Below are 24419 nucleotides of genomic sequence, written 5' to 3' on the forward strand. Positions count from 1 at the left end.
TGCCGTTCCCGGCCCTGGCCGCCCTGCCGCCCGCTGGGTAGCGTGCGAGAGGTGGGTGACCCGGTGCTGGTCGAGCTCGACGATGACTCCGCAGCGCCCGTGCCTCAGGACCGCACCGGCCCGGCGCGGCGCCGGTGGGGGCTCGTCCTGACCGTCGCGCTCGTGCTCGCGCTGGTCGTCGCGCAGCTCGTCGCGGACGTGCGTGAGCGGGCCCGCCTCGGCGCACTCGACGACGTCCCCGGCGTCCTCGACCCGCTGCCCGTTCCGCCGGACGTCGCGTGGCGGCTGCACGACGACGCGACGGGGACCGTGCAGGTCGTCGGCTCGCGGCTGCTGGAGGGCCGGATCGCGCCGGACGGCGCGATGTCCCTGGCGGCGCGCGACGTGACGACCGGGGACGTGCACTGGACGACGTCCCTGCTCGACGCCCCCGACGCCGCCCTGCCTGCGACGGTCGCACGCTACGGGCTGCAGTGCGCCACCGGCCCTGGGCTCCCCGGTCGGGTCGCGTGCCTCGTCCACGACGCGACCGCGGCGCGCACGCCCGCCGGCGGGCCGGCGGCCGCCGCCACGGCGTCGAGCGCTCCGGCCACGGCGGCGCGCCTGGAGGTGGTCGACGTCGAGTCGGGTGAGGTCGTCGCCGAGTACCCGGCCGGTGCCGATGCGACCGGGGCCGGTGAGGCGGTCGCGGCGGCTGTCGGCGTCACCCACGACGCCCTGGTGCTCGCGGCCCCGCTCGACGACGGGACGTCCGTCCGGGCGCTCGACCCGACGACGGGCGCGCAGCAGTGGCGCGTGCGCGCCGACACCGGATTCGGCGGTGGGTGGCTGCGGTGGGGTGCGGAGGCGCGCGTCCTGCCCGTCGGGGACGACGCCGTCGGGATCCTGGGGGCGGGCGTGGTGCTGCTCGACACCGTCGACGGGTCCACCGTGGCCACCGCGGGCTCGCTGGCGACCGTCACCGGGACCCGCCAGGACGGCTCCGCTCTGGTGGTCGGCAGCGAGGGGTACACCCGCCTGGTCGGGCACGACGGGGACGTGCGGCTCGAGGGGACGCCCGTGCAGGTCGCGGTCGACGACGGCAGCGTCCCCGGCCTGGCGCTGACCACGTCGGGCGGTCTACGGGCGTGGGACGCGGTGACCGGTGAGGAACGGTGGTGGGCCGACGTCCCGGCGCAGGAGGCGCTCGTCGTCGGGACCTGCGTGCACGTGCACGACGGGTTCCGCGTCACGACGCTCGACGGGCGCACGGGCGAGGTGCTGTGGGAGGCGACGGCTCCCGACCTGCTCGGCGAGGACGCCGTGGTCACGGGCCTGGCGACCGACGGCTCCCGGCTGCTGGTCGTCGCCTCGAGCGTCCCGGCGTCCCACGCGCGGCTGGTCGCGCTCGACGCCGCCGGGGGGACCGAGGCCTGGCGCACGCACCTGGCCCGGCTCGGGGACGACAGCGCCGTGGTGGCCGTCGACGGCGTCCTGCTCGGGTTCACCGGGGACGACGTCGTCCTGCTGCGGTGACTCGCCGCGCCGGGCCGCCGGGCAGGCCGTAGCGTCTGTGCGACGCACCTGCGGCGACGTGACCTGCGGGTACCGGACACGACGGAGGACGCGCATGGGATGGTTCCGCCGACGACGCGACGTCGGGGTCGCCCGACCGACGGCACCCCCGCCCCCAGCCGCGCCGCCGCGCGGCGCGACCGCGTCCCTGTGGGCCGACGGGTTCGGGCGCGTCGCCACGCGCTCCCTGCAGACGCTCGCCGTCGTCGCGGTGGTCGCGGTCGCGGTGCTGGCCGTCATGCAGCTGACGCTCGTCGTCATCCCGGTCCTCATCGCCCTGGTCCTGGCCGCCGCGATCAGCCCGCTGGTCGCGTGGCTGCGCCGCCGCGGCGTGCCGTCGCTGCTGGCCACGTGGATCGCGCTCCTGACGCTCGTCGCGCTGCTCTCACTGGTGGTGTGGGCCGTCGTGCGCGCCGTGATCAACCAGTGGGACGAGCTCGCGGAGTCCGCGGTCGACGGTCTGGCGGAGCTGCGCGACCTCGTGTCGGTGCTCCCGTTCGAGATCACCGACGAGCAGATCACCGAGGCGCAGGACGCCGCGCAGGGCCTGCTCGCATCGGACGCGGTGGGCGCCGGCGCGGCGGCGGGCCTGTCCCAGACGGCCGACTTCGTCGCCGGGTTCTTCATCATGGTCGTGGTGCTGTTCTTCTTCCTCAAGGACGGCCCGCGGATCTGGGAGTTCCTGCTGCGGCCCTTCGAGGGCGAGCGCTACCAGCGCGGGCTGCGCGTGGGTAACAGGACCGTGCAGACGCTCGGCGGGTACGTGCGCGGCACCGCGATCATCGCGGCGGTCGACGCGATCGGCATCGGCATCGGGCTGGCGATCGTGGGGGTGCCGCTCGTGATCCCGCTGTCCGTCCTGGTGTTCCTCCTCGCGTTCGTCCCGCTCGTCGGGGCGACGGTCGCGGGGATCCTCGCCGCGCTCGTGGCGCTCGTCGCGCTCGGGCCGATCCAGGCGCTGATCGTCGTGGTCATCGTCGTGGTGGTGAACCAGATCGAGGGCGACTTCCTGCAGCCCGTCGTGATGGGCCGGTCGCTGCGGCTGCACCCGCTCGTCATCCTCGTGGCCCTGACGGCCGGGACCGTCCTGGCCGGCATCACGGGTGCCGTGCTCGCGGTGCCGATCGCCGCGTCGCTGTGGGGGGCGGTGCAGGTGTGGGACGGGCCGGGGACGCCCGCACGCTTCGCACGGCAGAAGCGGCCTGAGACGGTGTGACCTGCGGCGTCGGCGGGCAGCGCTCAGGTCGGCGGCAGTCCGACCAGCCAGCGCGCCTCGCGGCGCAGCAGCTCGGCACGCGCCGGCGTGGCATAGGACTCGACGCCGTGGCCCAGCCCGTCGTACACGGCCCGCCAGCTCGGTGCGACCCACACGACGGGGTGCGTCGTGCCGCCCTCGTCGTGCGTCACCAGGGCGCGCACGTCGGGCGCGACGACGAGGTCGGTGTACCGCTCGTCGTCGACCACCAGCGGGCCCAGGCCGTCCGTCACCGGGTGGCCGGCGTGCACGTCGAACGTCGCGAGGTCCTGCGGCGGGTGCCACGACCGGTCGTCGACCCAGCGCCCGCCGATCACCTCCGACCACCAGGGGCTGTCCCGGAACGCCATGGCGGCCTGGTGCAGCGCGAGCACGGGACCACCGGCGACGGCGTGGTCGCGGACCGCCTCGTGCAGCGGGCGCCACGTCGCGTCGTCGTCGTCCGGGGCGCCGAGGCCCGCGTTGACCACGAGCAGGTCGTCGCCCGTCAGGTCCGCGAGCGCGTCGGGGAACGTGCTGCGTACCTCGGCGGCGAACCCACCGGCCGTCAGCTCGCGCGCGACGCGGTGCGACGTGGCCGCGTGGTCGTGCCACGGGTCGCCGTAGCGGGCGCGGCCCGCCAGGACCAGGGCGCGGGGGGACGTCGGACCGGGCACGCCCCCACCGTAGGCGACCTGGCGCGCAGCGCACCCGTCGACACGGACGCCGCAGGGCGAGGGGGCAGACTCATGTGCCATGACCTCCACCCGGTGCCCCTGCGGCAGCGGCCTGCCGTTCGCCGAGTGCTGCGAGCCCGTGCACCGTGGCGAGCGCGCCGCCGGCACGGCGGAGCAGCTGATGCGTTCGCGGTTCAGCGCGTTCGCGGTCGGTGACGTCGCCTACCTGCGGCGCTCGTGGCACCCCTCGACGCGGCCTGCCGACCTCACCCTCGACGACGACGTGCGCTGGTACCGGCTCGACGTGGGCGCGACGACCGGGGGCGGCGTGTTCGACACCGCCGGCACGGTGGCGTTCGAGGCGTTCTGGCGCAGCCCCGACGGCCGCGGGTCGATGCGTGAGGTCAGCCGGTTCGTGCGGGGTGCCGACGGGTGGCAGTACGTGGACGGGGTCGTCGCGCCGACGTCGTGACCGGCGTGCCGCTCAGCGCAGGCCGCCCCAGCGCATCGGGTTCGCCGCGTTGGAGGCGAGCAGGAACCACGACGTCGCGCCGACGTGCTGCACCTGGAAGTACCCGAACCCGAAGCCCGAGTCGATGAGGCTCGACGCCGCGACGACGCCGCCGTCGACGGGCGAACCGCCCAGGTGCTGCCCGCCGCCGAGGCTGTCCTGCGCGCGGCGCACCTGCGCCAGCAGCCACTCCGCCTGCTTGCGGTCACCGCGGCGGTCCCGGTCGAGCAGGGACGTGGCGAGCTGGGCCGTGCCCTCCAACCAGACGCCCTGCGGGTGGACGGTGATCCCGTTGTACTGCGCGGTCGACGTGAGCGACGCCGTGCTGAACGTGACGCCGGAGATCTGCTCGGTGCCGTCGGGCATCTGGGACGTGGGCGCCGACGGGTCGTCGGTGACCGCGAGCGCCTCGGCCGCCCAGTCGAGCGCCGGGTCGTAGCGGCGTTCGCGGATCGCGAGCCGGCTCCACGTGGCCGGGTCCAGCGGGACGGGGTCGCGGTTGATCTCGACGCCGTCGTTCGTGCCCGTCCAGAACCAGCCCGGGGCCGGCTCCCACATGCGGTCGACGAACGCGAGCGCGTGCTCGGACGCGGCGGTCCAGCGCCGCTCACCGGTGACCTTGCGCAGCATCGAGAAGAACGCGACGCAGTCGACGTTGTGCTCGGTCGACCCGTTGGGGACCGGCTGGTTGCCGCCGTCGACACCGAAGGAGAAGCCGCCGAGCGGCGCGGTCGACCACGTGGTCGTCGTGATCCACTCGCCGATCCGCACGGCCGCGCGCAGGTAGCGCTGGTCGCGCGTCGCGCCGAACAGCTGCAGCAGCGCGATGCCGGGCCACGCCATGTCACCCACGGCCGTGCCGAGGAACCCGAACTGCCAGCCGACGTTGGCGGCGCCGTCGGCGCGCACGAACCCGTCGGGCTGCGGTGAGCCGTCGTAGAAGGTGTACGGCCCGACGTTGTAGCCCTGGCGCAGCCGCCCGTCGGCGTGGTCGGGGTCGTGCTCCTGCGCGAAGAGCAGGCCGTCACCGATCACCCGGGCGCTGTCGACGCTGCTGCGGCGGCCGTCGGCGAGCAGCGCGCAGATCGCGAGCGCGTTGTCGTACACGAACGCCGTGGAGAACAGCCCGAGCTCGTCGGTGTAGCTCTGCGCGAGCCGGGGGCCGGTGTTGACGGTGGGGTAGGCGTCGGCTGCAGCGCGGACGAACGCGACGGCGGCCCGCTCCGACCCGGCACGGCCGCCGTGCGGGCGTCCGGGGCGGTGGTGCAGCGCGGGCCGCGGGCCCCACGCGCGTCCGTCGTGCGCGGCGGCGGCGCCCGCCCCGGCCACGACGGCGCTGGCCGCGCCCGCGACGGCGAGGAACGTGCGACGGCCGAGGGTGCGGGGGTTGGTGGGCTCGGTGGGGTCGGTGGCAGGGGTGGTGCGGGTCGTGTCGGGGACTCTCGTGGTGTCCGGCATCGCACGCTCCCGGGGTCTGGGGGTGGTCGCCGCGGCGTCGCGGCACCCGACCCAGGCTAGGGACCTGGGCCGGGCGGCGGAACCCCACACTTCACCCGATCTGTCCCATACGGCTCACGCGCGCTCCGAGGGGTCCGGGACCAGCGACAACGCGACGCTGAGGGCCCCGAGGGCCAGGCCGGTGCGGGTGTGCGCGAACCGCACGCCGGCCGCCGCGCGGGCCTCACCGCGGCGGAAGAGCCACTTCTCGCCCGCGACCGTCAGCGCCGTGGACGCGGCGAGCAGGGCGACACCGACGACCGCGACAGCGGTCTTCCGGGAGGCCGACGCGTGCTCGTCCGTCACCGCAGCCGACCCGTCGACGGCCCGGGTCCCGGGTGCGTCGTCCGTCGCCGCTGCGCCGTCCGTCACGGCTGCGTCGTCCGTCCCGAGGGCATCGTCCTTCGCGACGCCCTCCCGCCACGTCGAGCGCAGCTTCCGCAAGCCGTCACGGCTCTCCGGCTCGGCCGCGGTGAGGGCAGCTCCCGCGACGAGACAGGCGGCCTTGAGCCAACCGCGTGCGGCACGGGACGGGGTGACGTCCGGGACGGCGTAGTACGCGGCGGTCGTCAGGCCGGTGAGGGCGGCGTTCAGGGCTCGGGACCTGGGGTTGGTGGTCATGGTGGGCCTCCTGTCGTCGAGCCGCCACGGTAGCGAGCCGGGCGACGGCCCGGCATCGGTCGCCGGGACGACCGGGGTCGGTCGCGCGACGGGTGGCGGTGCGTCGGGGGGCCCGGCGCGTGGCATCGTGGGTGCTGCCATGCGCTCCTACCTGACCATCGCCCGCGACGGTGAGGCGACCATCGAGGTCAAGCGGTCCCGGTTCCTGTGCACCCTGCGCCGGGTCGAGCAGGAGAGCGAGGCCCGCGCGCTGGTCGACGAGCTGCGCAAGGCCCACTGGGACGCGCGCCACCACTGCTCGGCGTTCGTCATCGGCCCGGACGCGATGCTGCAGCGCTCGTCCGACGACGGCGAGCCGGCCGGCACCGCCGGGGCGCCGATGCTCGAGGTCCTCCGCGGTCACGGCGTCAGCGACGTCGCGGTGGTCGTCACCCGCTGGTTCGGCGGGATCCTGCTGGGCGCCGGTGGGCTGGTGCGGGCGTACGGCGACGCGGTGTCCGCCGGGCTGGCGGAGGTCGGCACGCTCGAGCGGCGGCTCCTCGAGGAGTGGAGCGTGCGCCTGGACCACACCGAGGCGGGGCGTGTCGAGGCCGAGCTGCGCGCGCGCGGCGTCGAGGTGCTCGACACCACGTACGCGCAGGACGTGCGGCTGCTGCTCGGCGTCACCGACGCGCGGGCGCTCGTGGCGACCGTCGCGGCGCTCACCTCGGGCCGGGTCGAGCCGGAGCGCGTCGGCGAGCGGTGGGTCGACGGGCGCTGAGCCGCGACGAGCGTCAGTCCGGCCGGACCTCGCGCACCTGACCGTCCTCGACGTGCCAGCGCCGCGTCAGCCGCACGGTGTCGAGCATCCGCCGGTCGTGCGTGACCAGCAGGATCGTGCCGTCGAACGACTCCATGGCCTGCTCGAGCTGCTCGATGGCCGGCAGGTCCAGGTGGTTGGTCGGCTCGTCGAGGACCAGCAGGTTGACGCCGCGGGCCTGCAGCAGCGCGAGCGCGGCACGCGTGCGCTCGCCGGGCGAGAGCGACGCCGCCGGGCGGCCCACCTGGTGCCCCGCGAGGCCGAACTTCGCGAGCAGCGTGCGCACGTCGGCCGTCGTCCAGTCCGGCACCTGCCGGGCGAACGCCTCACCGACCGGCTCGTCACCCTCGAACGCCGCGCGCGCCTGGTCGACCTCGCCGACCAGCACGCCCGGGCCCAGGGACGCGCTGCCCTCGTCGGGCGTCAGGCGTCCCAGCAGCAGACCCAGCAGCGTGGACTTGCCGGACCCGTTGGGGCCGGTGACGGCGACCCGGTCCTGCCAGTCGAGCTGCAGGTCCACGGGCCCCAGGACGAAGTCCCCGCGCCGCACGGCGGCGGCCCGCGTCGTGGCCACGACGGCACCGGACCGCGGCGCGGTGGCGATGCTCATCTGCAGCTGCCACTCCTTGCGCGGCTCCTCGACCGTCTCCAGCCGCTCGATCATCTTGTCCGTCTGCCGCGCCTTCGCAGCCTGCTTCTCGGACGTCTCGCCGCGGTGGTGCTTGACGTGCTTGTCGTTGTCGCTCGCCTTGCGCCGGGCGTTGCGCACGCCCTTCTCCATCCACGCGCGCTGCATGCGGGCGCGCGCGTCGAGCGTGGCGCGCCGGCCCGCGTAGTCCTCGTACGCCTCGCGCGCCTGGCGCCGCGCGGTCGAGCGCTCCTCGAGGTACGCGTCGTACGAGCCGCCGTACGTCACGACGCGCTGCAGGCTGCGGTCGATCTCCACGACGCTCGTCACGGTCCGGGCGAGGAACTCGCGGTCGTGGCTGACGACGACGATCGGCGCCTGCGCGCGCTCGACGAACTCCTCGAGCCGGTCCAGGCCGTCGGCGTCGAGGTCGTTGGTCGGCTCGTCCAGCAGGTACAGGTCGAAGCGCGAGAGCAGCAGCGCCGCCAGGCCGACGCGCGCGGCCTGCCCGCCGGACAGCGCCGTCATCGGCAGCCCGAGGTCGACTGCGAGGCCCAGGTCGTCGGCGACGACGCCGAGGCGCGTGTCGAGGTCCGCGCCCCCGAGCGCCATCCACCGCTCGAGCGCCTGGGTGAACCGGTCGCCCGCGTCGGGCTCGTCGGCCGCGAGCGCGTCCGACGCGGCGTCCATCGCGAGCTGCGCGTCGTGCACGCCGGTGCGCCGCTCGAGGTACGTCCGGACGTCCTCGTCCGCGCGCCGCTCGACCTCCTGGACCAGGTACCCGACCTGCGCCGACGGTGGCGACAGGGCCACTGCCCCGGCGTCGGGCGCGCGCTGCCCCGCGAGGATGCGCAGCAGCGTCGTCTTGCCGGCGCCGTTGGGCCCGACCAGGCCGACCACGTCGCCGGGCGCGACGACGAGGTCCAGACCGCTGAACAGCTCGCGGTCACCGAACGCCGCGGCGACGGCCCGGGCCTGCAAGGTTGCACTCATGGGCACATCCTGCCCGTCGGTCGAGCCCCTAACCTGGTCTCACCTGTGGCCTGACGCGAGGGGGGACCGAGTGGCGCGCGTGACCAGCGCTGACGTGGCCCGCGAGAGCGGTGTGTCACGCACGACCGTCTCCTACGTGCTCAACGCCAAGACCGGCGTCGCGCTCACCGAGGCGACCCGGCAACGCGTCCTGGAGACGGCGGCCCGCATGGGCTACACGCCGTCCGCACCGGCGCGTGCGCTGCGGTCGGGCCGCAGCGACCTCGTGCTGTGCGTGCTGCCGGACTGGACCATCGGCCCCGCCATCGACCGGCTCCTCGACCTCCTCACGACCGCGCTGGCCGACCACGGGCTGACGGTCCTCGTGCACATCGGGCGCGGCACCCGGCCGCTGGCCGACCTGTGGCGCGCGGTCACCCCGTGCGCGGTCCTGGGCCTGGCGCCCTTCGCCGAGCAGGACGCGCGCGCGATGCGGCAGGCGGGGATCCCCGTGGTGGGGGCGGCCCTCGACGCCGACGCGCAGCCCGAGGTCTTCGTCGTCCCGCAGGCCTGCATCGGCGCGCTGCAGGCCGACCACCTGGTGTCCCGGGGCCGTCGGGTCCTGGCGTACGCGGCACCGCACGACGACCGCGTCGCGGCCTTCGCGGACCGGAGGCTCGCCGGTGTGCGCGCCGCGTGCGAGCGGCACGGGCTGCCGGAGCCGCTGGTCACGGCGGTGGACCTCGACGTGGCGTCGGCGTCCCGGGCGGTGCGCGGCTGGCACGCCGACGGTGTGACGGGCGTCGCCGCCTACAACGACGAGGTCGCGCTGGCCGTCCTGGCGGGGGTGCGCGCCGAGGGGCTGGACGTCCCGGGCGACGTCGCCGTGATCGGCGTCGACGACATCCCCGCCGCGCGCGTGGCGGCACCGGCGCTCACGAGCGTCTGGCAGGCCATCGACGCGCAGGCCGAGTACCTGGCCGCCGCCGTGCTCGCCGCCCTGGGGCTCGCCGACCACCCGCCGCAGCCGCCCGACGACGTGTTCCACCTGGTGCAGCGGGCCTCCACCTGACGGTGACTCGTCACGGGGCAGCCGAAAGTGGTCGCATCCTCGACCACTCCGGGTCCGACGACAGGCAGATGTGACCACTTCTGCGGCGCGGGCGTGATCGGGCTGCTCTCTGGGACGATGCGGCGATGACGGAGCAGGAGGCGCTTGCGCGCGAGTTCGAGGAGCACCGGTCGCGGCTCGTCGGCGTCGCGTACCGGATCCTCGGCAGCGTGACCGAGGCCGAGGACGCCGTCCAGGACGCCTGGCTCCGGTTCGCACGTGCCGACCGGTCGGCCGTCGAGGAGCCGGCGGCGTGGCTCACGACGGTCACGTCGCGGCTGTGCCTCGACCGGTTGCGGTCGGCCCGCGCGCGTCGCGAGACGTACGTCGGCCCGTGGCTGCCGGAGCCCTGGGTCCAGGGGCTCGACGCACCCCCCGGGCCCGACGTGCTCGCCGAGCGGGGCGAGAGCGTGCGGCTGGCGCTGCTCGTCGTGCTCGAGGAGCTCACTCCCGAGCAGCGCGTGGCCTTCGTCCTGCACGACGTGTTCGCCGTCCCGTTCACCGAGGTCGCCGACGCGCTCGGCACCTCCGTGGCCGCGGCGCGGCAGGTCGCGTCACGCGCGCGACGCACCGTCCGGGACCGCCGGCCCCCGCCGGCCGTCCCGCTCGCCCGCCAGCGCGAGGTGGTCGAGGCGTTCACGCGTGCGACCCTCACGGGTGACCTCGACGGTCTGGTGCGGACCCTCGCGCCGGGGGTCGTGCTGCGGTCCGACGGCGGTGGGGTCGTCAGCGCCGCGCTGCGGCCCGTCGTCGGTCCCGACCGCGTCGCACGCGTGCTCATCGGCCTGGTGACGCGCAGCGCGGGCTCCCCCGTCACGGTGGTCCCCGTGCTGGTCAACGGCGAGCTGGGCGCCCTCGTCGACGTGGGCGAGGGCGAGTCGCGCGCGAGCGCGGGGATGAACGTCGTCCTGCCGCGCGTCGGTCCGGACGGCCTCGTCCACGGGGTCGACATGGTCCGCAACCCGGAGAAGCTCACCCGGGTGCGCGTCGCCGGGTGACGGCGGCCGCGGGCGCGTCGACGGACGTCGGCAGCGCGCACACCGTCGCGTCCGTGAACCCCTGCGCCGTGATGCCGAGCGCGTGGTTGAGCCGCGAGCGCTGGTTCTCGAGCGCGACCAGGTGCGCGAGCTCGACCAGGCCCGCGTCCCCCAGGTCGCCCCGCAGGTCGGCGACCATCGCGTCGCTCACCCGCGGCGGGGTGGCCGTGGCCGCGTCGGCGAACGCCATCGCGCGCTTCTCCAGGCCGCTGAACGCCGGGGAGGTGGCGTAGTCGGGCACCGCCAGGACCTCCTGCGCGTCGACCCCGGCGCGCAGCGCGAGCATCGCCCCGAAGTCGATGCACCACGGGCAGCCGATCACGACCGAGACCCGGTGCTCGACGAGGCTGCGCAACCGCACGGGCAGGTGGTGGCGCGCGCGCAGCAGCACCACCTCACCCAGGAGCTGCGACCAGAACACACCGCGGTGGTGCGACGTGACCGCCGCGGGCTCCAGCGGCCGGCCGAACATGCGCCGGGTCGCGACGGCGGCGATCCGGTCGGCGAGGCGCTGGCGGGCGGGTGGGGCGATGCGGGCCATGGTGACTCCTTCGTCGTCGGTACCGGGATGACGAGGAAGGTGCCGGGGACGTGACGACGCGGGACGATCGACCAGGTGCTGCACCACCTGGGGCCACCGTCAGGAGGCGACCAGCAGCTCCAGCTCCAGCCACTGCGCCAGGTCCTCGATCTCGCGGTCCACGTCGGCGGTCATCGCCGCGGTGAACGGGACGTCCCGGTGCACCGCCGTCACGCGCAGGACGCCCGCCCGCACGTCCGCCGTGGCGTCGAGCTTGCCGACGATCGCGTCACCGTGCAGCACCGGCATCGCCCAGTACCCCCACCGGCGCTTCGCTGCCGGCTTGTACATCTCGAGCTGGTAGTCGGACTCGAAGAGCTCGGCGAGCCGCTTGCGGTCCAGCACGAGCCGGTCGAGCGGGGACAGCAGCGCGGTGCGCCCCGCGAACGGTCGGTCGAGCGCCGCGGGGTCGACGCGCCACGTCCCCCGCACCCCCTCGACGACGGCCGGCTCCCCCGCCTCGCCCACGTCGTCCGGCTCACCGGGACGCTCGCTCGCGCGCGGCCGCGCGATGCCCAGGGCCCGCAGCCGCCGCTCGTCCCGGAGGCGCCGCGCCTGCGCCGACGGCACGGCCGGCGCGTCGGGGTACACGCGCGGGGCCAGGTCCCAGAGCTTCTCGCGCCGCTCGGTGCCCGCCACGGCGACCTCGCCGCGCGCCGCCATGACGGCGAGCAGCATCTGCACGTTCCGGCGGTCGTTCCACCCCGTCGAGCGCCACGGCTGCGCGCACGTGTCGGGGATGCGGCTCGCGGGCAGGGGGCCGTCGGCGCGCAGCAGCTCGAGCACGTCCTGCCGGGCCCCCTCGTTCGCCTCCGCCCACTGCCGCACGCCCTCACGCCACTGCGGGACGTCTCCCCTGCCCGGCCACTCGTCCATCTCGGCACGGAACAGCGCCACGTCCTGCGCCGGGCGCAGGAACCCCCGGATCTCGACGATCCGCTGCTGGTCCACCAGGTCGCGCAGCTCGCGCGGGTCGTAGTCGCTGCTGATGCGGCTCCACAGCACGACGTCCGCGCTGGGCGCGACCGCGCTCGTGGGGTCCGGCTGCAGCACCGTGAGGTGCCGGACGACGTCGAGCACGTCGGTGGGACGCTCCGCCGCGAGCAGCTGGGCGCGCACCGCGACCCGGCGCGCGTCGGCGCGGGTCAGGCGGTGCGGCTGCGTCATGGCGGGCCCTGAGGTCTCAGCCCGTCGCACCCATGAGCAGGCCGGGCGCGAACACCGTCGGCGCCAGCCCCAGGGACCCGGCCAGCGAGACGCACCCGTGGCACGGGTCCATCGGACCGTGCGGCAGGTACGTCGCGTCCCCGACTGTGCAGATCGCCCCGTCCGGCAGCCCGGCGAGCGACGTCGGTTCCGGCTCGCCCGCGGCGGCCGCGTGCTCCGAGCGGGCGTCGAGCACCTGCGACATGACGCCGACCGGCGAGCACCCGCGGACGTCGTACTGCAGCCACGGGCCGGTGTCACGCACGGCCGCGTCCAACCAGTCGGTGAACCACTCGGTGAACGACGAAGCGACCTGGGTGGTCTCCCCGGCGGAGCCGGACGCGTCGAGCCAGACCGTGCCACGCCGCTCCCCCTCGAGCGCGAGCACCCAGGCGTTGCCGCACCCCGCGTGCGCGAGCGGCACGACGTCGCCCACCCGCCGCAGCGGCAGCAGCCCGTACCCCGGGCCCGCACCCGGGCCGGCGACCCGCAGGAGGAAGTCCCGCACGTCGTCCGGCAGCGGACCGGTCCCGGTCTCGACCGCCGCGAGCTGCTCGTCGTCCAGCACCGGCCCCAGCCGACCACCGTGGACGGCCCAGCCCTGCCAGCCGGCCGCCTGGCGGGGCGCACGCCGCTCGCTCAGGCCGTCGAGGGTCCGCTGGACGGCCTCGCGTCTCATGGGCGCCGGCGGGTCGAGCGGCACCAGCATCGCGAGCTCGCGCAGCAGCGCGGCCTCGACGCCCGCCGGAAGCTCCACCGGGTCGTCGAGGAGGCCGGTCGTGGTCCAGTCGGCGCCGTGGACCTTCAGCTCGACCGTCCGCGAGCTCGGCCACTGGGCCACGAAGAGGCTGACGAGCACGGCGTCGTCGCCCTGGAGCAACGGCAAGCACCCGACGTCACCGATCAACGGCGGCAGCAGGAAGGGCGTGCCACCGAGGGCCTCGCGGAGCTCGGCGAGCCGGGCCGACCCGTCCGGCCCGGCGGAGCCACGGTCGAGCCCTGCGACGACGAGCCCGAACCGCCGCCCGTCGAGCTCGACCTGGCACCGCACCACCGGGTGCGCCGCCGCCGGCTCGCGACCGTCGATCGCCCCGAGCAGCGCCGACACCAGGCCCGCCAGGGAGTGACCGCCCTGCGCGACGGCCTCCTGCTCGCTGGGGCCGTACCCGGGCACCGACGTGAAGACCGGCGTGCCGCCCAGACGTCCACCGGACAGCTGGAAGAAGCAGGCCGCCTGCCGCTGCCGTCCCAGATCCGTGACCCCGGGGACGTGGCACAGCACGGTCACCTCGGGACTGACGACGCGCGCCGTCCCCTCCTCGACCTCCGCGCCGTCGAGGTGCTCCGCCACGACCGCGGCGAGCAGCGCGTCGAGCGACACCGGCGCCGGAGGTCCGGGCTCGGCGCCCTGCTCATCGGGTCCAGGGGCGGGCTCGCGGCGGCGGCGTCCGAACATCCGCCCATCCTGGCGCGGGATCGGTGACGTGTCACGGTCGCCCCACCTAGCCTGCCTCGAATCCGGCCCACAGCGCGGCACCCGACGCGTTCACGGCCGCCGGACGCAATCCCAGCCGCCAAGAGCTGTTCGACCACGCAACCAGGGTCGATGATCTGCTCGGACACCACTTCATCCCTCGGAAGCGCTGATGTACTGGATCAAGCCTGAGGTCGCCGGAGGCCTCGCAGAGGGCTCCAACTACCACACGTCCGGGTCCGGTGACTTCATGCCGACCTTCCAGAGCTCCTCCTCGACCTTGAGGGGCACGGTGCCGAGCGCGCCGACGAGGTCCGGGGTGACCCTGGCTCGCTCACCCGGGGCCTTGCCGGCCACGGCCACCGTTCCCGGCGGCGTCGGCGCCTTGCCGAGCGCAGTGGCCGCGGTGGGCAAGGTCATCAGCACGACGGCAGCGGCCGCGATGACGATCGTGATGCGATGTGGCCTCATGGGTTCCTCTCGTCGTGGAGCGGGCGCACAGGCACGCCACTCCAGTGGGTGGTACGGCGGCGGGGAGCCGCCGTCGTCAGGTGCGCTGGACCACTACGCTCGAACGCGTGACATCCGGACCCATGGCTCATGCAGCGGTCCTCGCCGTCGTGGTGGTGCTGGGCGGGTGCGCCACGCAGCCGCCGATGGCGCACATCGGTCCGTCGATACCCGCGGCCGCGTGCAGCGACGCGTTCGCCGAGATGCGCCGGGCTGCCGCCGACACGGTTCCGGTCAACCTTTCGGACCCGGACGGCCGCGCGATCGAGCTCATCGGGCTCGAGGGCTGCGCCAACACCGAGGAGTGGTTCGCGGCTGCGGTCCAGAACCCCGACCTCGTGGGGGCGGCGGACCCGACGACGATGGATTCGACCGTCTTTGCCGAGCGTTGCCGCGTGGAGTGGCCCGAGCTGCGTGGCTCGCGGGTGTGCACCGACGCCATTGCGACGGGGCTCGTCCCGGACTGAGCACAAGGCGGCCGCTCTCGCCCCGCATGGAACACGTCGCCCGCGGATCCGCGTCTGGTGGTCACGTAGGCGCTCGTGAGTGATGCGAGGTCGCGGGCGGCGCCGGCCGAGGTTCGAGCAGACGATGCTCTCGATCCACGACGGCCCGTTCCCGCCCGAGGACCGCAGGCAGCCCGGGCACTGGGAGTGCGATCTGATCGTGGGACCGGTCACCGCTCGGCGACCGGGACGTTGGTTGAACGCCACACCCGCGCGACGCCGCCGTTTGCTTCTGCGACCCTCACGCACCCTGGCAGCGCGGCAGCAACGAGAACACCAACGGCCTGCTGCGTCAGTACTTCCCCAAGATCACGGACCTCACCCTCACCCCGCACGCATGCGCAACACGCGTACCGCGGCCTTGCGCGAGCAGTCGCCCGCCAGGCTTTCGAGGCGAGATCATGCGCCTGCGACACACGCGGTCACAGGCGAGTTGACTCGACTCGGTCGCACTGCCAAGATCACCACGCACCTCCACCCCAGGCGCCCCGCGGGAACTGCGTCACCAGACAGGAACACAATGAAGCGTTCACTTCTTGCGATGATTTCCACTGCCGCTCTGATTGCTGGCTCGATCGGCTACTGATCCTCATGCCGTATCGACACCTTCGGGCGTCGGGCGCGTCGTCCCTCGTGCTCGCCCTCGCGGCGTGCACGGGGGGCGGCGCTCCCGCCCGTGACGACGTGGCCCCGATGTGGGCAGCCGAGATCGACCGCATCCTCGCCGACTCGCCGAGCGATCTGGAGAAGCGCGCCCTTGCCGACGGAAAGATCAGCGACGGCGAGATGAGCGAAGCACGGAACGCGTTCAAGTCCTGCATAGAGGACCTGCCGTACGGATTCGACGTCGAAATTCTCCCGGATGGTGGATTCGATATCGGTCCTCTCGACAAGTTCTACGACTCCTTCTCCTCGGAGGAGGAGGGCCGAGCCGCTTACCAGGCCCTGGTCGACGATTGCGAAACCGGGACGACGGGCGCCCTCGGTATGCTGCACGCCGCGATGCGTGACAACCCTCAGGGGAAGACTTCCGTCCAACTGATCCGTGAGTGCTTCGACGAGCACGACGTGAAGGACGGTGCGGGACTGACGGACGACGCGTTCAAGGATCTGCTCGAGTCCCCCGACTACACCCCGAGCACGGCGTGGGCGCAGAGCTGCTTCATCGACCCGGAGAGTGACGTCCTCATGGAGGAGCCGATGGAGCCGCTCCAGCAGGACACGGAGTGACCCGTGGGAAGCGGACCGGGCTGTCATGGGCAGCCGGCACCGTCGGACTGGCCGCGCTCGCTCTCGTGGCAGCAGGTGCGGCCATCGGTGCCGTCCTGCTGCCCGAGCAGGTCTCCCCGTCGCTCGGCCCGGCCCAGGGGGACCGATTCGTCGCGGTGAGCACCGAGTCGTACGACGGCGCCCGCAAGGTCCAGCTCACGCCGGAGGTCACGGAGTCGACCGAGCTCACGGTGACCGACTCCGGTCGCATCACCGCCTCCACGTGCGCGCCGGGAACCGCTCTGGTGTCCGGCTCGAGCCCGCTGACCGTGGACGACCGGCCCGTGCTCGCCCTGGCGACCCCTACGCCCCTGTGGCGGGACCTCGACGTCGACGCCCGCGGGCCCGACGTGCGAGCCCTGCAGGAGGAGCTCGCGCGGCTCGGCCACCCCGTCAAGGCGGATGGCGTCTACGGCACGCGGACCCGCGACGCGGTCAAGGCGCTGATGCGCGGCATCGGCGTCGAGCGTCCGACGGGCGCTCTGCCCGTCGCGTCCGTCCTCTGGCTTCCCGCCCAGGAGGTCCGGACGGCGACGTGCGCCGTCCGTCCGGGGGATCGCCTGACGGACGGCGTCGTGGCCGAGGTCGCCGGCGGACTGACCTCCCTCAAGGTCGCCGACCCCGCCGAAGGTGAGTGGGTCGTCCGGTACCGGGACGTGACGGCGCCCGTTCCCTCCGACGGCAAGGTCGTCGACCCCACGTTCCTCGCTGCCGTCGAGGCGGGCCCGGAGCTCGAGCTCGCCCTGTCGGACGACGGCTCCGGGACGATCGACGTGGAGTACGCCTGGGCGGCACCGGCCGACGTCGCCGTCGTCCCGCCCAGCGCTGTCACCTCGCTCGCCGGTGGTGCCGGCTGCGTCGTGACGGAGGAGGGCGTCAAGCCCGTCACCGTCGTCTCGTCCGCTCTCGGCCAGACCCTCGTGTCCTTCGACGGGCCCCTACCCGCGCGCGTCGACACGCGCCCCGCGGCAGGGACGACCTGCCGGTGAAGACCGTCCGAGCCCGCGGCCTGAGTCACGCCTTCACCGGCACGGGCCCGCTGTTCACCGACCTCGACCTCGACCTCCTCCCGGGTGAGGTGGTCGCTCTCGTCGGACCGTCCGGGTCGGGCAAGTCGACCCTCCTGTCGATCATCGCCGGGTGGGTTCGACCCACTGCGGGGACGATCGAGCGCGAGGGCATCACGCACACCGGATGGGTCTTCCAGAACCCCCACGGAGTGCCTCGGCGCGCCGCTCTCGACCACGTGGTGCTGCCCTTGATCGCGCGAGGGCTGCACCGTGCCGACGCCGAGGACGAGGCGCGAAGCCTCATGGAGCGGTTTGCGCTCGCCCACGTCGCGGACCGCCCGTTCCGGGCCCTGTCGGGCGGTGAGGCGCAGCGTCTCATGCTCGCCCGCGCCACGGCCACGGGGTCGGACCTCATGCTCGTCGACGAGCCCACAGCGCAGCTCGACCTCTCGACGGCCGGGACGGTCAACGCCGTGCTCGCCGGGATCGCCCGCGATGACGGCATCGTCGTCGTCGCGACCCACGACCCCGCCACCCGCGACGCCTGCACGCGCGTCGTCGACCTCGCCCACCATCAAGCGCAGGCGCCCTCGACCGCTGGGCAGGGGACGGCGTGACGGGACGCATGCGCGTCGGCTCGGTCTGGTCGGAGGCCGTACGCAACGTCGCGAGCCGGACGACCCGTGCCACCCTGCTGGCGCTCGTCCTCACGTTCGGCGCAGGTGGCCTGGCCTGGGCCGACGTCCACTCGTACGTGGGAGTGGTCAGGGACGCGGAGACGTACCGGTCGTCGGGCTCGGCCGTGCGGACGGTGAGCACGGAGGGCCGTGAGGTGAACGGCCGCCGGTGTGACGCCCTCGCCGGGACGGCCGGGGTCGTCGCGGCCGGAGCCCTGCGCCCCGGTGTGGCCCTCGATCTGCTCGCCCTGCCCGGGACCGACCTGCGCACCTGGGAGGTGACGCCCGGCGTCGTCGACCTGCTGGCTGCCGCCGGGGCCTCACCAGTCGCGGGCAGCGCAGGCCTCGGGGTCTGGCTGTCCGACGACCTCGCGCTCGCCCTCGGGGTACGTCCCGACGACGAGCTCACGACGCCCGGCGGGACGGTGCGCGTCGCAGGGATCTACACGTGGCCGGACGACGGGCGCGCCCGCGACCTCGGGTACGCGGTCCTGGCCCCCGTCGCCGCAGCAGGCGCGTTCGACCGGTGCTGGGCGCAGGTGTGGCCGGTCGACGAGGGCGTGGCCGGGCTGCTGCACACTGCGCTCGAGCCGGCCGGCGTCGCGGCGTCGCGCACCAGCCCGCTCAACGCGAGTCTCGGCTCGTCGCTCGACGGGCCCCAGCTCCTCGCCGCACGACCCACCCGCCTCGCGCCGCTCGCAGCCGCGATGCTGGGCGCCGCGCTCGGCCTGCTGGCCGTACGTGCGCGTCGGCTCGAGATCGCGAGCGCGATGCACGCGCGGGTCCCGCGGGCGCACCTCACCTGGCAGCACGTGCTCGAGGCCGCGGCGTGGGTCGGGGCCGGGACGGCGCTGTCGGCCGCGCTCGTCGCCCATGCGGCCATCGACGGCAACCCGGACCCCGCGCTCGCCGCGTGGATCACCGGCATGCGGACCGTCCTGGCGGGTGGTGCCGCTGCAATCCTGGGGATCCTCGCCGGTGTCGTGGCGACCCGGGAGAGCCATCTGTTCCGGTACTTCAAGGAGCGGTGACGCCGTGGGTGCGCCTACCGGGCGCCGAGGTCGAGGAACGGCGCGGTGTGACCGGACCGCTGGCCAAGGAGTTCGGCATCAGCCGCGAAACGCTCGACAACTACCTGCGCGCGGCGACCGCGACCGGCTGAACCGCGCCCGACGATGCGGCCGCCGGGAACAGCCGGTCGAGCTCATCGGGGTCGAAGAAGGAAGCGAACAGGTCCGTCCCACTTCCAAGGAACTGGGACGGGCGGTCGGCGGCCGTCGTCAGCGCCGCGCGCCATGCAGTCGGGCGTCTTCGCGCTCGGCCAGGTTGGCGCGGCCGGACGGTCAGCGCACCTCGACGGTGCCGTCCTCACGGACGTAGATCAGGGTCTCGGGGCAGATCGGCGGATCGACGGTCCCCAGCACCTCGCCGGTGGCCGTGTCGGTCACCGTGAAGCCCACATCGACACAGCGCTCGTCCTCCTCCCTGATGAGCTCGCCCTCGTACCGGATCGATCGCCCTTCGCGTGCCGCGATCTCCTGGGGCTCTGCGGCCGGGCCGTCGAACGTCAGGGTGACGGACGTCGTGCCCTCATTCACCAGCTCGGCCCTTTGTGGCAGGGGGGGTCGTAGAAGCAGCCCGTCGTCGTGAGAGCACAGGCCACTGCCAGCGCGATAGTTGACAGGGTCTGGCGCGCCGCTGCGGCGTGAGCTGTCACGGGGTTGCTCCGTTGGTAGGCGTGGTGGCTCGGTAGGCGAAGATCCCTGTCGCTGATTGGTCGGGGGCCGGCCATGACGGATAGGCGAGGTAGAAGACGTCGGCCTCCACGGCAGCCACGGCTGCTTCCGCGTCGGCCTTGGTTAGGGCGACGCCGTAGTAGAGGGTGAAGGAGACCGAGTCTCCGGGGTCGATCACGCCCAGGTCGAGGTCGAGAGTGCTGCCGGCGCTCCAGTGCGGGCCGGATGTCGCGTACCCGGCGGTGCCCCACGGGGCAACAGACTGGCCGGACCATGTCGCGTCATCCGTGACGTCGACCACCCGCGAGTCGTCGCCGCCCGGCCTCTTCGCCCAGGTGGAACCCATCTGCCACACCCACCGCGACCAGGTCACGTCCCACGACGTGCTGCGTCGGTAGTAGACGTGGCCACCGGCCGACGGCGTCTGCCCGAGCAGTGGCTCCGGGCGTTCCACGGTGACGTCCACCGCGTAGAGGTTCGGGTCCTGCGACGGGTGCACGCTCTGGCGGACGCGGAGCGTGGAAGTGTTGAACAGGCTGACGCCGACGGAGGTGCCCGTGTACGCCGTGGACCGCTCGGGGTTGAAGGTGAACACGCCGGGCTCGACCGTCCTGGTGCTCTGGTAGTCGAAGTCCTGTCCCGCGACCTCGTCGTCCCCCACTGCCCAACCGTCATCCAAGGACACGTGATAGGTGCCATCGCGCTGGACGCCGCTGCGGTACCCGACCACTCCCGTGTTGCCGACTCCCAGCGTGAGCCAGTCGCTCTGCAGCATCACCCTGTCCGGGACGAACGTCGCCGTCCAGCTGACGGTCGTGGCAACCGACCACGGCTTGCTCAGAGCGGTATTGGTGACGACCAGCACCGCGTTGCGGCATTCGTATCCGTCCTCTGAGCCGAGAGAAGAGGTGTGACCGGCGGCCGGCGCTGACGAGGCTGCCGTCGAAGTCAGGCCCTCTGAGCCGAAAGAAGAGGTGTGACCGGCGGCTGGCGCTGACGACGCTGACATCAGAGTCGGGCCGGTGTACCTCGGGCAGATCGTTGGGAAAGCGGCGACCCCGTCGATGAGGGTTGCCGCCGCCCCCTCGCCGACGGTGACGGTCAACTGACCCGTCAGGTCGGTCGGCCCGGTGAACTCGATGTAGGCGGCGCCCCCTGGACCCAGGCGGACGGTGCCGGACTGCTGGCGGTGCGTCTCGCCGAAGGTCACCTCTTCCGCCGGCTCGATGTGCGGGGTATTGAGCTCGTCGCGCCAGAACCCGCCCGGCTTTGCATCCTCGGTCGTGAAGCCGCCGAAGCCGTCGACGTAACCCAAGGAGTACATCCACGTCCGGAACAGGTGGATCTGCTCGCTGTAGCTGTCCCCGTGGTCGGCCATCACGGACGCGATGGCGCCCACCGCGCTAGGGGGAAGGAAGAAGCGACCGATCTTGCGCCAGGTCGCCTCGATGGCGGCCGCGCCACCGGTAGCGTCGTCGAAGTACTGCTGCTGCAGGAACTCAGCTACGGGGAAGGCCCCGTACTCGGGGCCGCCGCCCGTCAAGGGCTCGATCAGCGTGCCGCTGTCGAGGCTGTCGGCCGAGTTGTCGAGGAACGTCTGCAGGAAGTGCGCGTACGTATCCCGGGGAGGGAACGTGCCCTTGCCATCGGCGCTCTGCACGGCATCGGTGCTCTGCACCAGGTGAGCGCCCCAGTTCGCGGTCGCCTCGCCCCACCAGTAGATGTCGGCGGACCCGGAGGCCAGCCGCAGGAGCTGCGCGGGCGACTGGAGGTACCGGTACTGCACCTGGTGAAAGAACTCGTGGTGGGGGAGCCATTCCTCGATGTCCACCGAGCTCATGACGGGCCGGGATCGGACGCGGCCTCCTGGTCGACGGTGAGCGCCCATCCGGCGACGTCGGCCTCACCGTCGATCGCCCAGGAGGCGCTCACCCATGACGTCGTCACCCACGCGTCCGAAGGATCGATCCACACCACTGGCGCGGGAATCTCGTCCACGGCGGCCGCCGGCATTCCCTGAAGCATCAGTGCGACGACCATCAGCACACCGGTGGCCGTGACGCGATGGCGGGACCTCTGCCGTTGCCCATGCGTGCGATGTGTTGAGCCACCATGCATTGCCACGTCGAGGTCCCCCTGCTCTGAGGGCTCGACTGTTGCACTCGCCGCCGCCGCGGGTGACGACATGCCGGGGGTTCATCCGAATGCCGCAGGCACCGGGCGCGCTCGCCCGGGGGGTTGAGGTCTTCCCGTTTGGCGATCGCTCATCGGGCAGCGCGTCGGCTCCTTGACGACTGGGCGCTGCATCGCAGCAGTCTCGGTCAACAGGCCCGCGGTGGTGTCGGGGTGAGCGGGGCACTACCCGCCGCGACGTGGGCAGGGACCGGAGGCTGGTTCCCACAAACGACCGTTTCCGGTGGTGGATGCCCAACGGCGTCCGGCGTCACGGGCGTGCTGAGCGGCGGCGGCGGCGATGGCACGCTCCCCGGCTCCTGGGCCACCTCCCCTAGTCCTGCCGCCGCAGGGGCATCTGGGCGGGGCCCATCCGTTCCGCTCAGCAGGGCAACCTCACCACCGCGATCTTCTTGGCCATCAGGCTGCCGCTGCTCGGTCTCGGCTTCCTGTTCTGGGTCCTCACCTCCGAGGCCCGGTCTCGTCATCTCGCCAAGCTCGTGACGGCGTACCGCCATCGCGGATGAAGGCGCGCCATGACGGAGCTGTCGCCGCCTGCGCGGCGTGCGACAACTTCGGCGCGCCTCGGAGGGGTCGAGGCGTCCGACGGCGGGTGGCTAGGCAGCCTCACACCCCCGCGTGCCATCAGCGCGGTGACGGGCGCACCGGACCCAGGCACACCGCCCGGCCGCCGGCACCCGCATCGAGTCCGAGATCCGACGGAATCCGGGCATCGGCGTCCGGTCACCCAGCTAGTTCCGGCCGTCGGCTCCGGCCCGGAAACAGCCCCACAGCGCCGTCGCCGACCCAAGAAGCCCTGCCGAGACCCCTCGGCAGGGCTTCTCGCCGTCCGCGAGCGCCTCCAGACCGCCTCAAGCACCCCAGAACCACGAAACTCCCGGTCAGAGAACCCTGACCGGGAGTTTCGGTACCACCTGAGCGGTTCCTTCCGGAACCACCCCACTGTGCGCGAGGCGGGATTTGAACCCGCACGCCCTTTCGGACACTGGCACCTGAAGCCAGCGCGTCTGCCGTTCCGCCACTCGCGCGCGCCGCAGAACGTTAGCACGGTGCGGGCCTCACCACCGAACCGCCCCGGTCGGCCCCACCGCCGCTGCCTCACGAACGGCCCCACCCACCGTGCACGTGGTCACCGATGTGACCACGTGCGAAGGCTGCACGACGTCGATGTGACCACTTCCGCCCCCCTCCCCGCTGCGGCCGGCGTCGGGCGCCCGGCCGCGCACCGATCCGTCCACAGGTGCCTCGCCCACGCGGCGCGTGCACCGTTCACCCCCAGGGGCACCCGTCCAGCCCGTCGCACGGATACCATCGAGGCGGATCGTCGTCGCACCGCGCCGCGCGAGCCGATGAGCACAGGGACGGGCCACCCGGCCCGCCCGACGCGGGAGGAGGTGGACGTGGGATTCCTCGACAAGTTCGAGAACGGCGTGGAGCGAGTCGTCAACAACGCGTTCGCCCGTGCCTTCCGCAGCGAGGTCAAGCCCATCGAGCTGGCCGACGCGCTGCGTCGTGAGCTCGACGACCGTGCCGCCGTCGTCGGCCGCGACCGCACGGTCGTGCCCAACGAGTTCACGATCGAGCTGTCCACCCCCGACTACGACCAGGTCGAGGCGTGGGGTGCCGAGGCCCTCGCGGAGGAGCTCGCCGCCAACGTCACCGAGCACGCGTCCAGCCAGCACTACGCGTTCGTCGGGCCCGTGACCGTGTCGTTCTCCGAGAACACGGAGCAGGACGCCGGCCGGTTCGCCGTCCACAGCGCGACCGTGCGCGGTGCGGTGGCCCCCGCGACCAACGCGGCACCCAGCCCGCGGCACCCGCTCATCGACATCGACGGCCAGCGCTACATCCTCACCGGCCCCGTCACGGTCATCGGCCGCGGCTCGGAGGCCGACATCATCGTCGACGACCCCGGGGTCTCGCGTCGCCACCTGGAGATCCGCGTCACGCCGGACGGCGTCGTGGCCAGCGACATGGGCTCCACCAACGGCGTGTTCGTCGAGGGGCACCAGGTGCCCGCCGCGACGCTGCTCGACGGCAACACGCTGACCATCGGTCGCACCCGCATCCTGTTCTGGACGGGCGGCGACGCGGACGTGGACGAGTGATGCCGCGGCATGAGTGAGCTCACCATCACCCTGCTGCGGCTGGGGTACCTCGCACTGCTGTGGTTCCTGGTCCTGTCGGCGATCACCGTGCTGCGGCGCGACCTGTACGGCACGCGGATCATCGACCGGCGCCGCGCGGCCGGCAAGGCGTCGACCGAGTCGCCCGTGCCCGTCGGCGAGACGCCCCGTGCGCCACGGCGCGCACGCGGCACCGGCGGCCCCACCCGGCTCGTGGTGACGGAGGGCCCGCTGCGCGGCACCACGCTGCCGCTGGGCTCCTCGGCCGTCCTCGTCGGCCGCGCGCCGAGCTGCACGCTCGTCCTCGACGACGACTACTCGTCGTCCCGCCACGCGCGGATCTTCCCGCAGGGCGACCAGTGGTTCGTCGAGGACCTCGGTTCCACCAACGGCACGTTCGTCGGCGAGCAGCGGGTCGAGCAGCCCACGCCCGTCCCCACCGGTACCGCGGTGCGGATCGGCCAGAGCCTGCTCGAGCTGCAGAGGTAGCG

At 73.6% G+C, this 24419-nt stretch carries 25 protein-coding genes, 1 tRNA gene and 1 pseudogene; 15 read left to right on the plus strand and 12 right to left on the minus strand.

Annotated elements, in window-relative coordinates:
* Positions 1-51: 51 nt before the first annotated feature.
* Together IR158_RS09810 and IR158_RS09815 are read left to right on the plus strand one after the other, a co-directional pair.
* Positions 52-1515, plus strand: coding sequence for a PQQ-binding-like beta-propeller repeat protein (locus IR158_RS09810; protein ID WP_291812480.1), 1464 nt, complete (start codon positions 52-54; stop codon positions 1513-1515).
* Between the two features lie 94 nt (positions 1516-1609).
* Complete coding sequence (locus tag IR158_RS09815; RefSeq protein WP_291812482.1) at positions 1610-2770, plus strand: AI-2E family transporter; 1161 nt, start codon at positions 1610-1612, stop codon at positions 2768-2770.
* A 23-nt stretch (positions 2771-2793) separates the two neighbouring features.
* Here IR158_RS09815 and IR158_RS09820 read toward each other — a convergent pair whose 3' ends face one another.
* Positions 2794-3465, minus strand: coding sequence for a ThuA domain-containing protein (locus IR158_RS09820; protein ID WP_291812484.1), 672 nt, complete (start codon positions 3463-3465; stop codon positions 2794-2796).
* Positions 3466-3544: 79 nt separating this feature from the next.
* On the opposite strand from IR158_RS09820, the gene IR158_RS09825 reads away from it, so the two are divergent.
* Positions 3545-3937 carry a YchJ family protein gene (locus IR158_RS09825; RefSeq protein WP_291812486.1) on the plus strand — a complete coding sequence of 131 codons (393 nt, stop codon included), beginning with the start codon at positions 3545-3547 and terminating at the stop codon, positions 3935-3937.
* A 12-nt stretch (positions 3938-3949) separates the two neighbouring features.
* On the opposite strand, the gene IR158_RS09830 is transcribed toward IR158_RS09825, so the two are convergent.
* A complete protein-coding gene (locus tag IR158_RS09830) occupies positions 3950-5434 on the minus strand; it encodes a Tat pathway signal sequence domain protein (RefSeq protein ID WP_291812488.1) in 1485 nt (494 codons plus the stop codon).
* 114 nt (positions 5435-5548) lie between these two features.
* Positions 5549-6094 carry a hypothetical protein gene (locus IR158_RS09835; protein WP_291812491.1) on the minus strand — a complete coding sequence of 182 codons (546 nt, stop codon included), beginning with the start codon at positions 6092-6094 and terminating at the stop codon, positions 5549-5551.
* Positions 6095-6233: 139 nt separating this feature from the next.
* Here IR158_RS09835 and IR158_RS09840 point away from each other — a divergent pair, with 139 nt between their 5' ends.
* A complete protein-coding gene (locus IR158_RS09840) occupies positions 6234-6854 on the plus strand; it encodes a YigZ family protein (protein ID WP_291812493.1) in 621 nt (206 codons plus the stop codon).
* A 13-nt stretch (positions 6855-6867) separates the two neighbouring features.
* On the opposite strand, the gene IR158_RS09845 is transcribed toward IR158_RS09840, so the two are convergent.
* Positions 6868-8514, minus strand: a complete 1647-nt coding sequence (locus IR158_RS09845) for an ABC-F family ATP-binding cassette domain-containing protein (protein WP_291812495.1) — start codon at positions 8512-8514, stop codon at positions 6868-6870.
* Between the two features lie 79 nt (positions 8515-8593).
* Between IR158_RS09845 and IR158_RS09850 the strand changes: the two genes are divergently transcribed.
* Together IR158_RS09850 and sigJ are read left to right on the plus strand one after the other, a co-directional pair.
* Positions 8594-9565 carry a LacI family DNA-binding transcriptional regulator gene (locus IR158_RS09850; RefSeq protein WP_291812496.1) on the plus strand — a complete coding sequence of 324 codons (972 nt, stop codon included), beginning with the start codon at positions 8594-8596 and terminating at the stop codon, positions 9563-9565.
* Positions 9566-9690: 125 nt separating this feature from the next.
* Positions 9691-10602, plus strand: a complete 912-nt coding sequence (gene sigJ, locus IR158_RS09855; protein ID WP_291812497.1) for an RNA polymerase sigma factor SigJ — start codon at positions 9691-9693, stop codon at positions 10600-10602.
* On the opposite strand, the gene IR158_RS09860 is transcribed toward sigJ, so the two are convergent.
* The 4 genes from IR158_RS09860 to IR158_RS09875 all read right to left on the minus strand — a co-directional run bounded on the left by IR158_RS09860 (position 10577) and on the right by IR158_RS09875 (position 14372).
* Complete coding sequence (locus tag IR158_RS09860) at positions 10577-11182, minus strand: carboxymuconolactone decarboxylase family protein (RefSeq protein ID WP_291812498.1); 606 nt, start codon at positions 11180-11182, stop codon at positions 10577-10579. The genes sigJ and IR158_RS09860 overlap by 26 nt on opposite strands.
* Before the next feature lie 99 nt (positions 11183-11281).
* A complete protein-coding gene (locus IR158_RS09865; RefSeq protein ID WP_291812500.1) occupies positions 11282-12388 on the minus strand; it encodes a crosslink repair DNA glycosylase YcaQ family protein in 1107 nt (368 codons plus the stop codon).
* Between the two features lie 16 nt (positions 12389-12404).
* Positions 12405-13883, minus strand: coding sequence for an SMI1/KNR4 family protein (locus IR158_RS09870; protein WP_291812502.1), 1479 nt, complete (start codon positions 13881-13883; stop codon positions 12405-12407).
* Positions 13884-14123: 240 nt separating this feature from the next.
* Positions 14124-14372 carry a hypothetical protein gene (locus tag IR158_RS09875; protein WP_291812504.1) on the minus strand — a complete coding sequence of 83 codons (249 nt, stop codon included), beginning with the start codon at positions 14370-14372 and terminating at the stop codon, positions 14124-14126.
* A gap of 107 nt (positions 14373-14479) precedes the next feature.
* Here IR158_RS09875 and IR158_RS09880 point away from each other — a divergent pair, with 107 nt between their 5' ends.
* The 7 genes and pseudogenes from IR158_RS09880 to IR158_RS09910 all read left to right on the plus strand — a co-directional run bounded on the left by IR158_RS09880 (position 14480) and on the right by IR158_RS09910 (position 19035).
* Positions 14480-14878 carry a hypothetical protein gene (locus IR158_RS09880; RefSeq protein WP_291812506.1) on the plus strand — a complete coding sequence of 133 codons (399 nt, stop codon included), beginning with the start codon at positions 14480-14482 and terminating at the stop codon, positions 14876-14878.
* A gap of 160 nt (positions 14879-15038) precedes the next feature.
* Positions 15039-15243, plus strand: a pseudogene (locus tag IR158_RS09885) (IS30 family transposase); the annotation flags it as partial.
* Between the two features lie 367 nt (positions 15244-15610).
* On the plus strand, positions 15611-16147 hold the full coding sequence (locus tag IR158_RS09890) for a hypothetical protein (RefSeq protein WP_227576982.1): 537 nt from the start codon (positions 15611-15613) through the stop codon (positions 16145-16147).
* Positions 16144-17175: a peptidoglycan-binding domain-containing protein gene (locus tag IR158_RS09895; RefSeq protein WP_291812509.1), complete on the plus strand. Its 1032-nt coding sequence runs from the start codon at positions 16144-16146 to the stop codon at positions 17173-17175. Before IR158_RS09890 ends, IR158_RS09895 begins: the two co-directional genes overlap by 4 nt.
* Positions 17172-17813: an ATP-binding cassette domain-containing protein gene (locus IR158_RS09900; protein WP_291812511.1), complete on the plus strand. Its 642-nt coding sequence runs from the start codon at positions 17172-17174 to the stop codon at positions 17811-17813. The genes IR158_RS09895 and IR158_RS09900 overlap by 4 nt, the downstream gene beginning before the upstream one ends.
* Positions 17810-18904, plus strand: coding sequence for a hypothetical protein (locus IR158_RS09905; RefSeq protein WP_291812513.1), 1095 nt, complete (start codon positions 17810-17812; stop codon positions 18902-18904). Before IR158_RS09900 ends, IR158_RS09905 begins: the two co-directional genes overlap by 4 nt.
* A complete protein-coding gene (locus tag IR158_RS09910) occupies positions 18901-19035 on the plus strand; it encodes a hypothetical protein (protein ID WP_291812515.1) in 135 nt (44 codons plus the stop codon). The genes IR158_RS09905 and IR158_RS09910 overlap by 4 nt, the downstream gene beginning before the upstream one ends.
* A gap of 181 nt (positions 19036-19216) precedes the next feature.
* Here the strand turns inward: IR158_RS09910 and IR158_RS09915 are convergent, their stop codons facing one another.
* The 4 genes from IR158_RS09915 to IR158_RS09930 form a co-directional block, all read right to left on the minus strand.
* On the minus strand, positions 19217-19471 hold the full coding sequence (locus IR158_RS09915) for a hypothetical protein (protein ID WP_291812517.1): 255 nt from the start codon (positions 19469-19471) through the stop codon (positions 19217-19219).
* Between the two features lie 115 nt (positions 19472-19586).
* Positions 19587-21449: a hypothetical protein gene (locus IR158_RS09920; RefSeq protein WP_291812519.1), complete on the minus strand. Its 1863-nt coding sequence runs from the start codon at positions 21447-21449 to the stop codon at positions 19587-19589.
* A complete protein-coding gene (locus IR158_RS09925; protein WP_291812520.1) occupies positions 21446-21649 on the minus strand; it encodes a hypothetical protein in 204 nt (67 codons plus the stop codon). The genes IR158_RS09920 and IR158_RS09925 overlap by 4 nt, the downstream gene beginning before the upstream one ends.
* Positions 21650-22747: 1098 nt before the next feature.
* Positions 22748-22830, minus strand: a tRNA-Leu gene (locus tag IR158_RS09930).
* Positions 22831-23202: 372 nt separating this feature from the next.
* On the opposite strand from IR158_RS09930, the gene IR158_RS09935 reads away from it, so the two are divergent.
* Entirely contained in the window at positions 23203-23910 is a 708-nt protein-coding gene (locus IR158_RS09935) for a DUF3662 and FHA domain-containing protein (protein ID WP_191783144.1), read from the plus strand.
* 9 nt (positions 23911-23919) lie between these two features.
* Positions 23920-24417, plus strand: coding sequence for an FHA domain-containing protein (locus IR158_RS09940; protein ID WP_291812525.1), 498 nt, complete (start codon positions 23920-23922; stop codon positions 24415-24417).
* Positions 24418-24419 lie beyond the last annotated feature (2 nt).

The sequence above is a fragment of the Cellulomonas sp. genome, assembly GCF_015234515.1.
GTDB lineage: Bacteria > Actinomycetota > Actinomycetes > Actinomycetales > Cellulomonadaceae > Cellulomonas.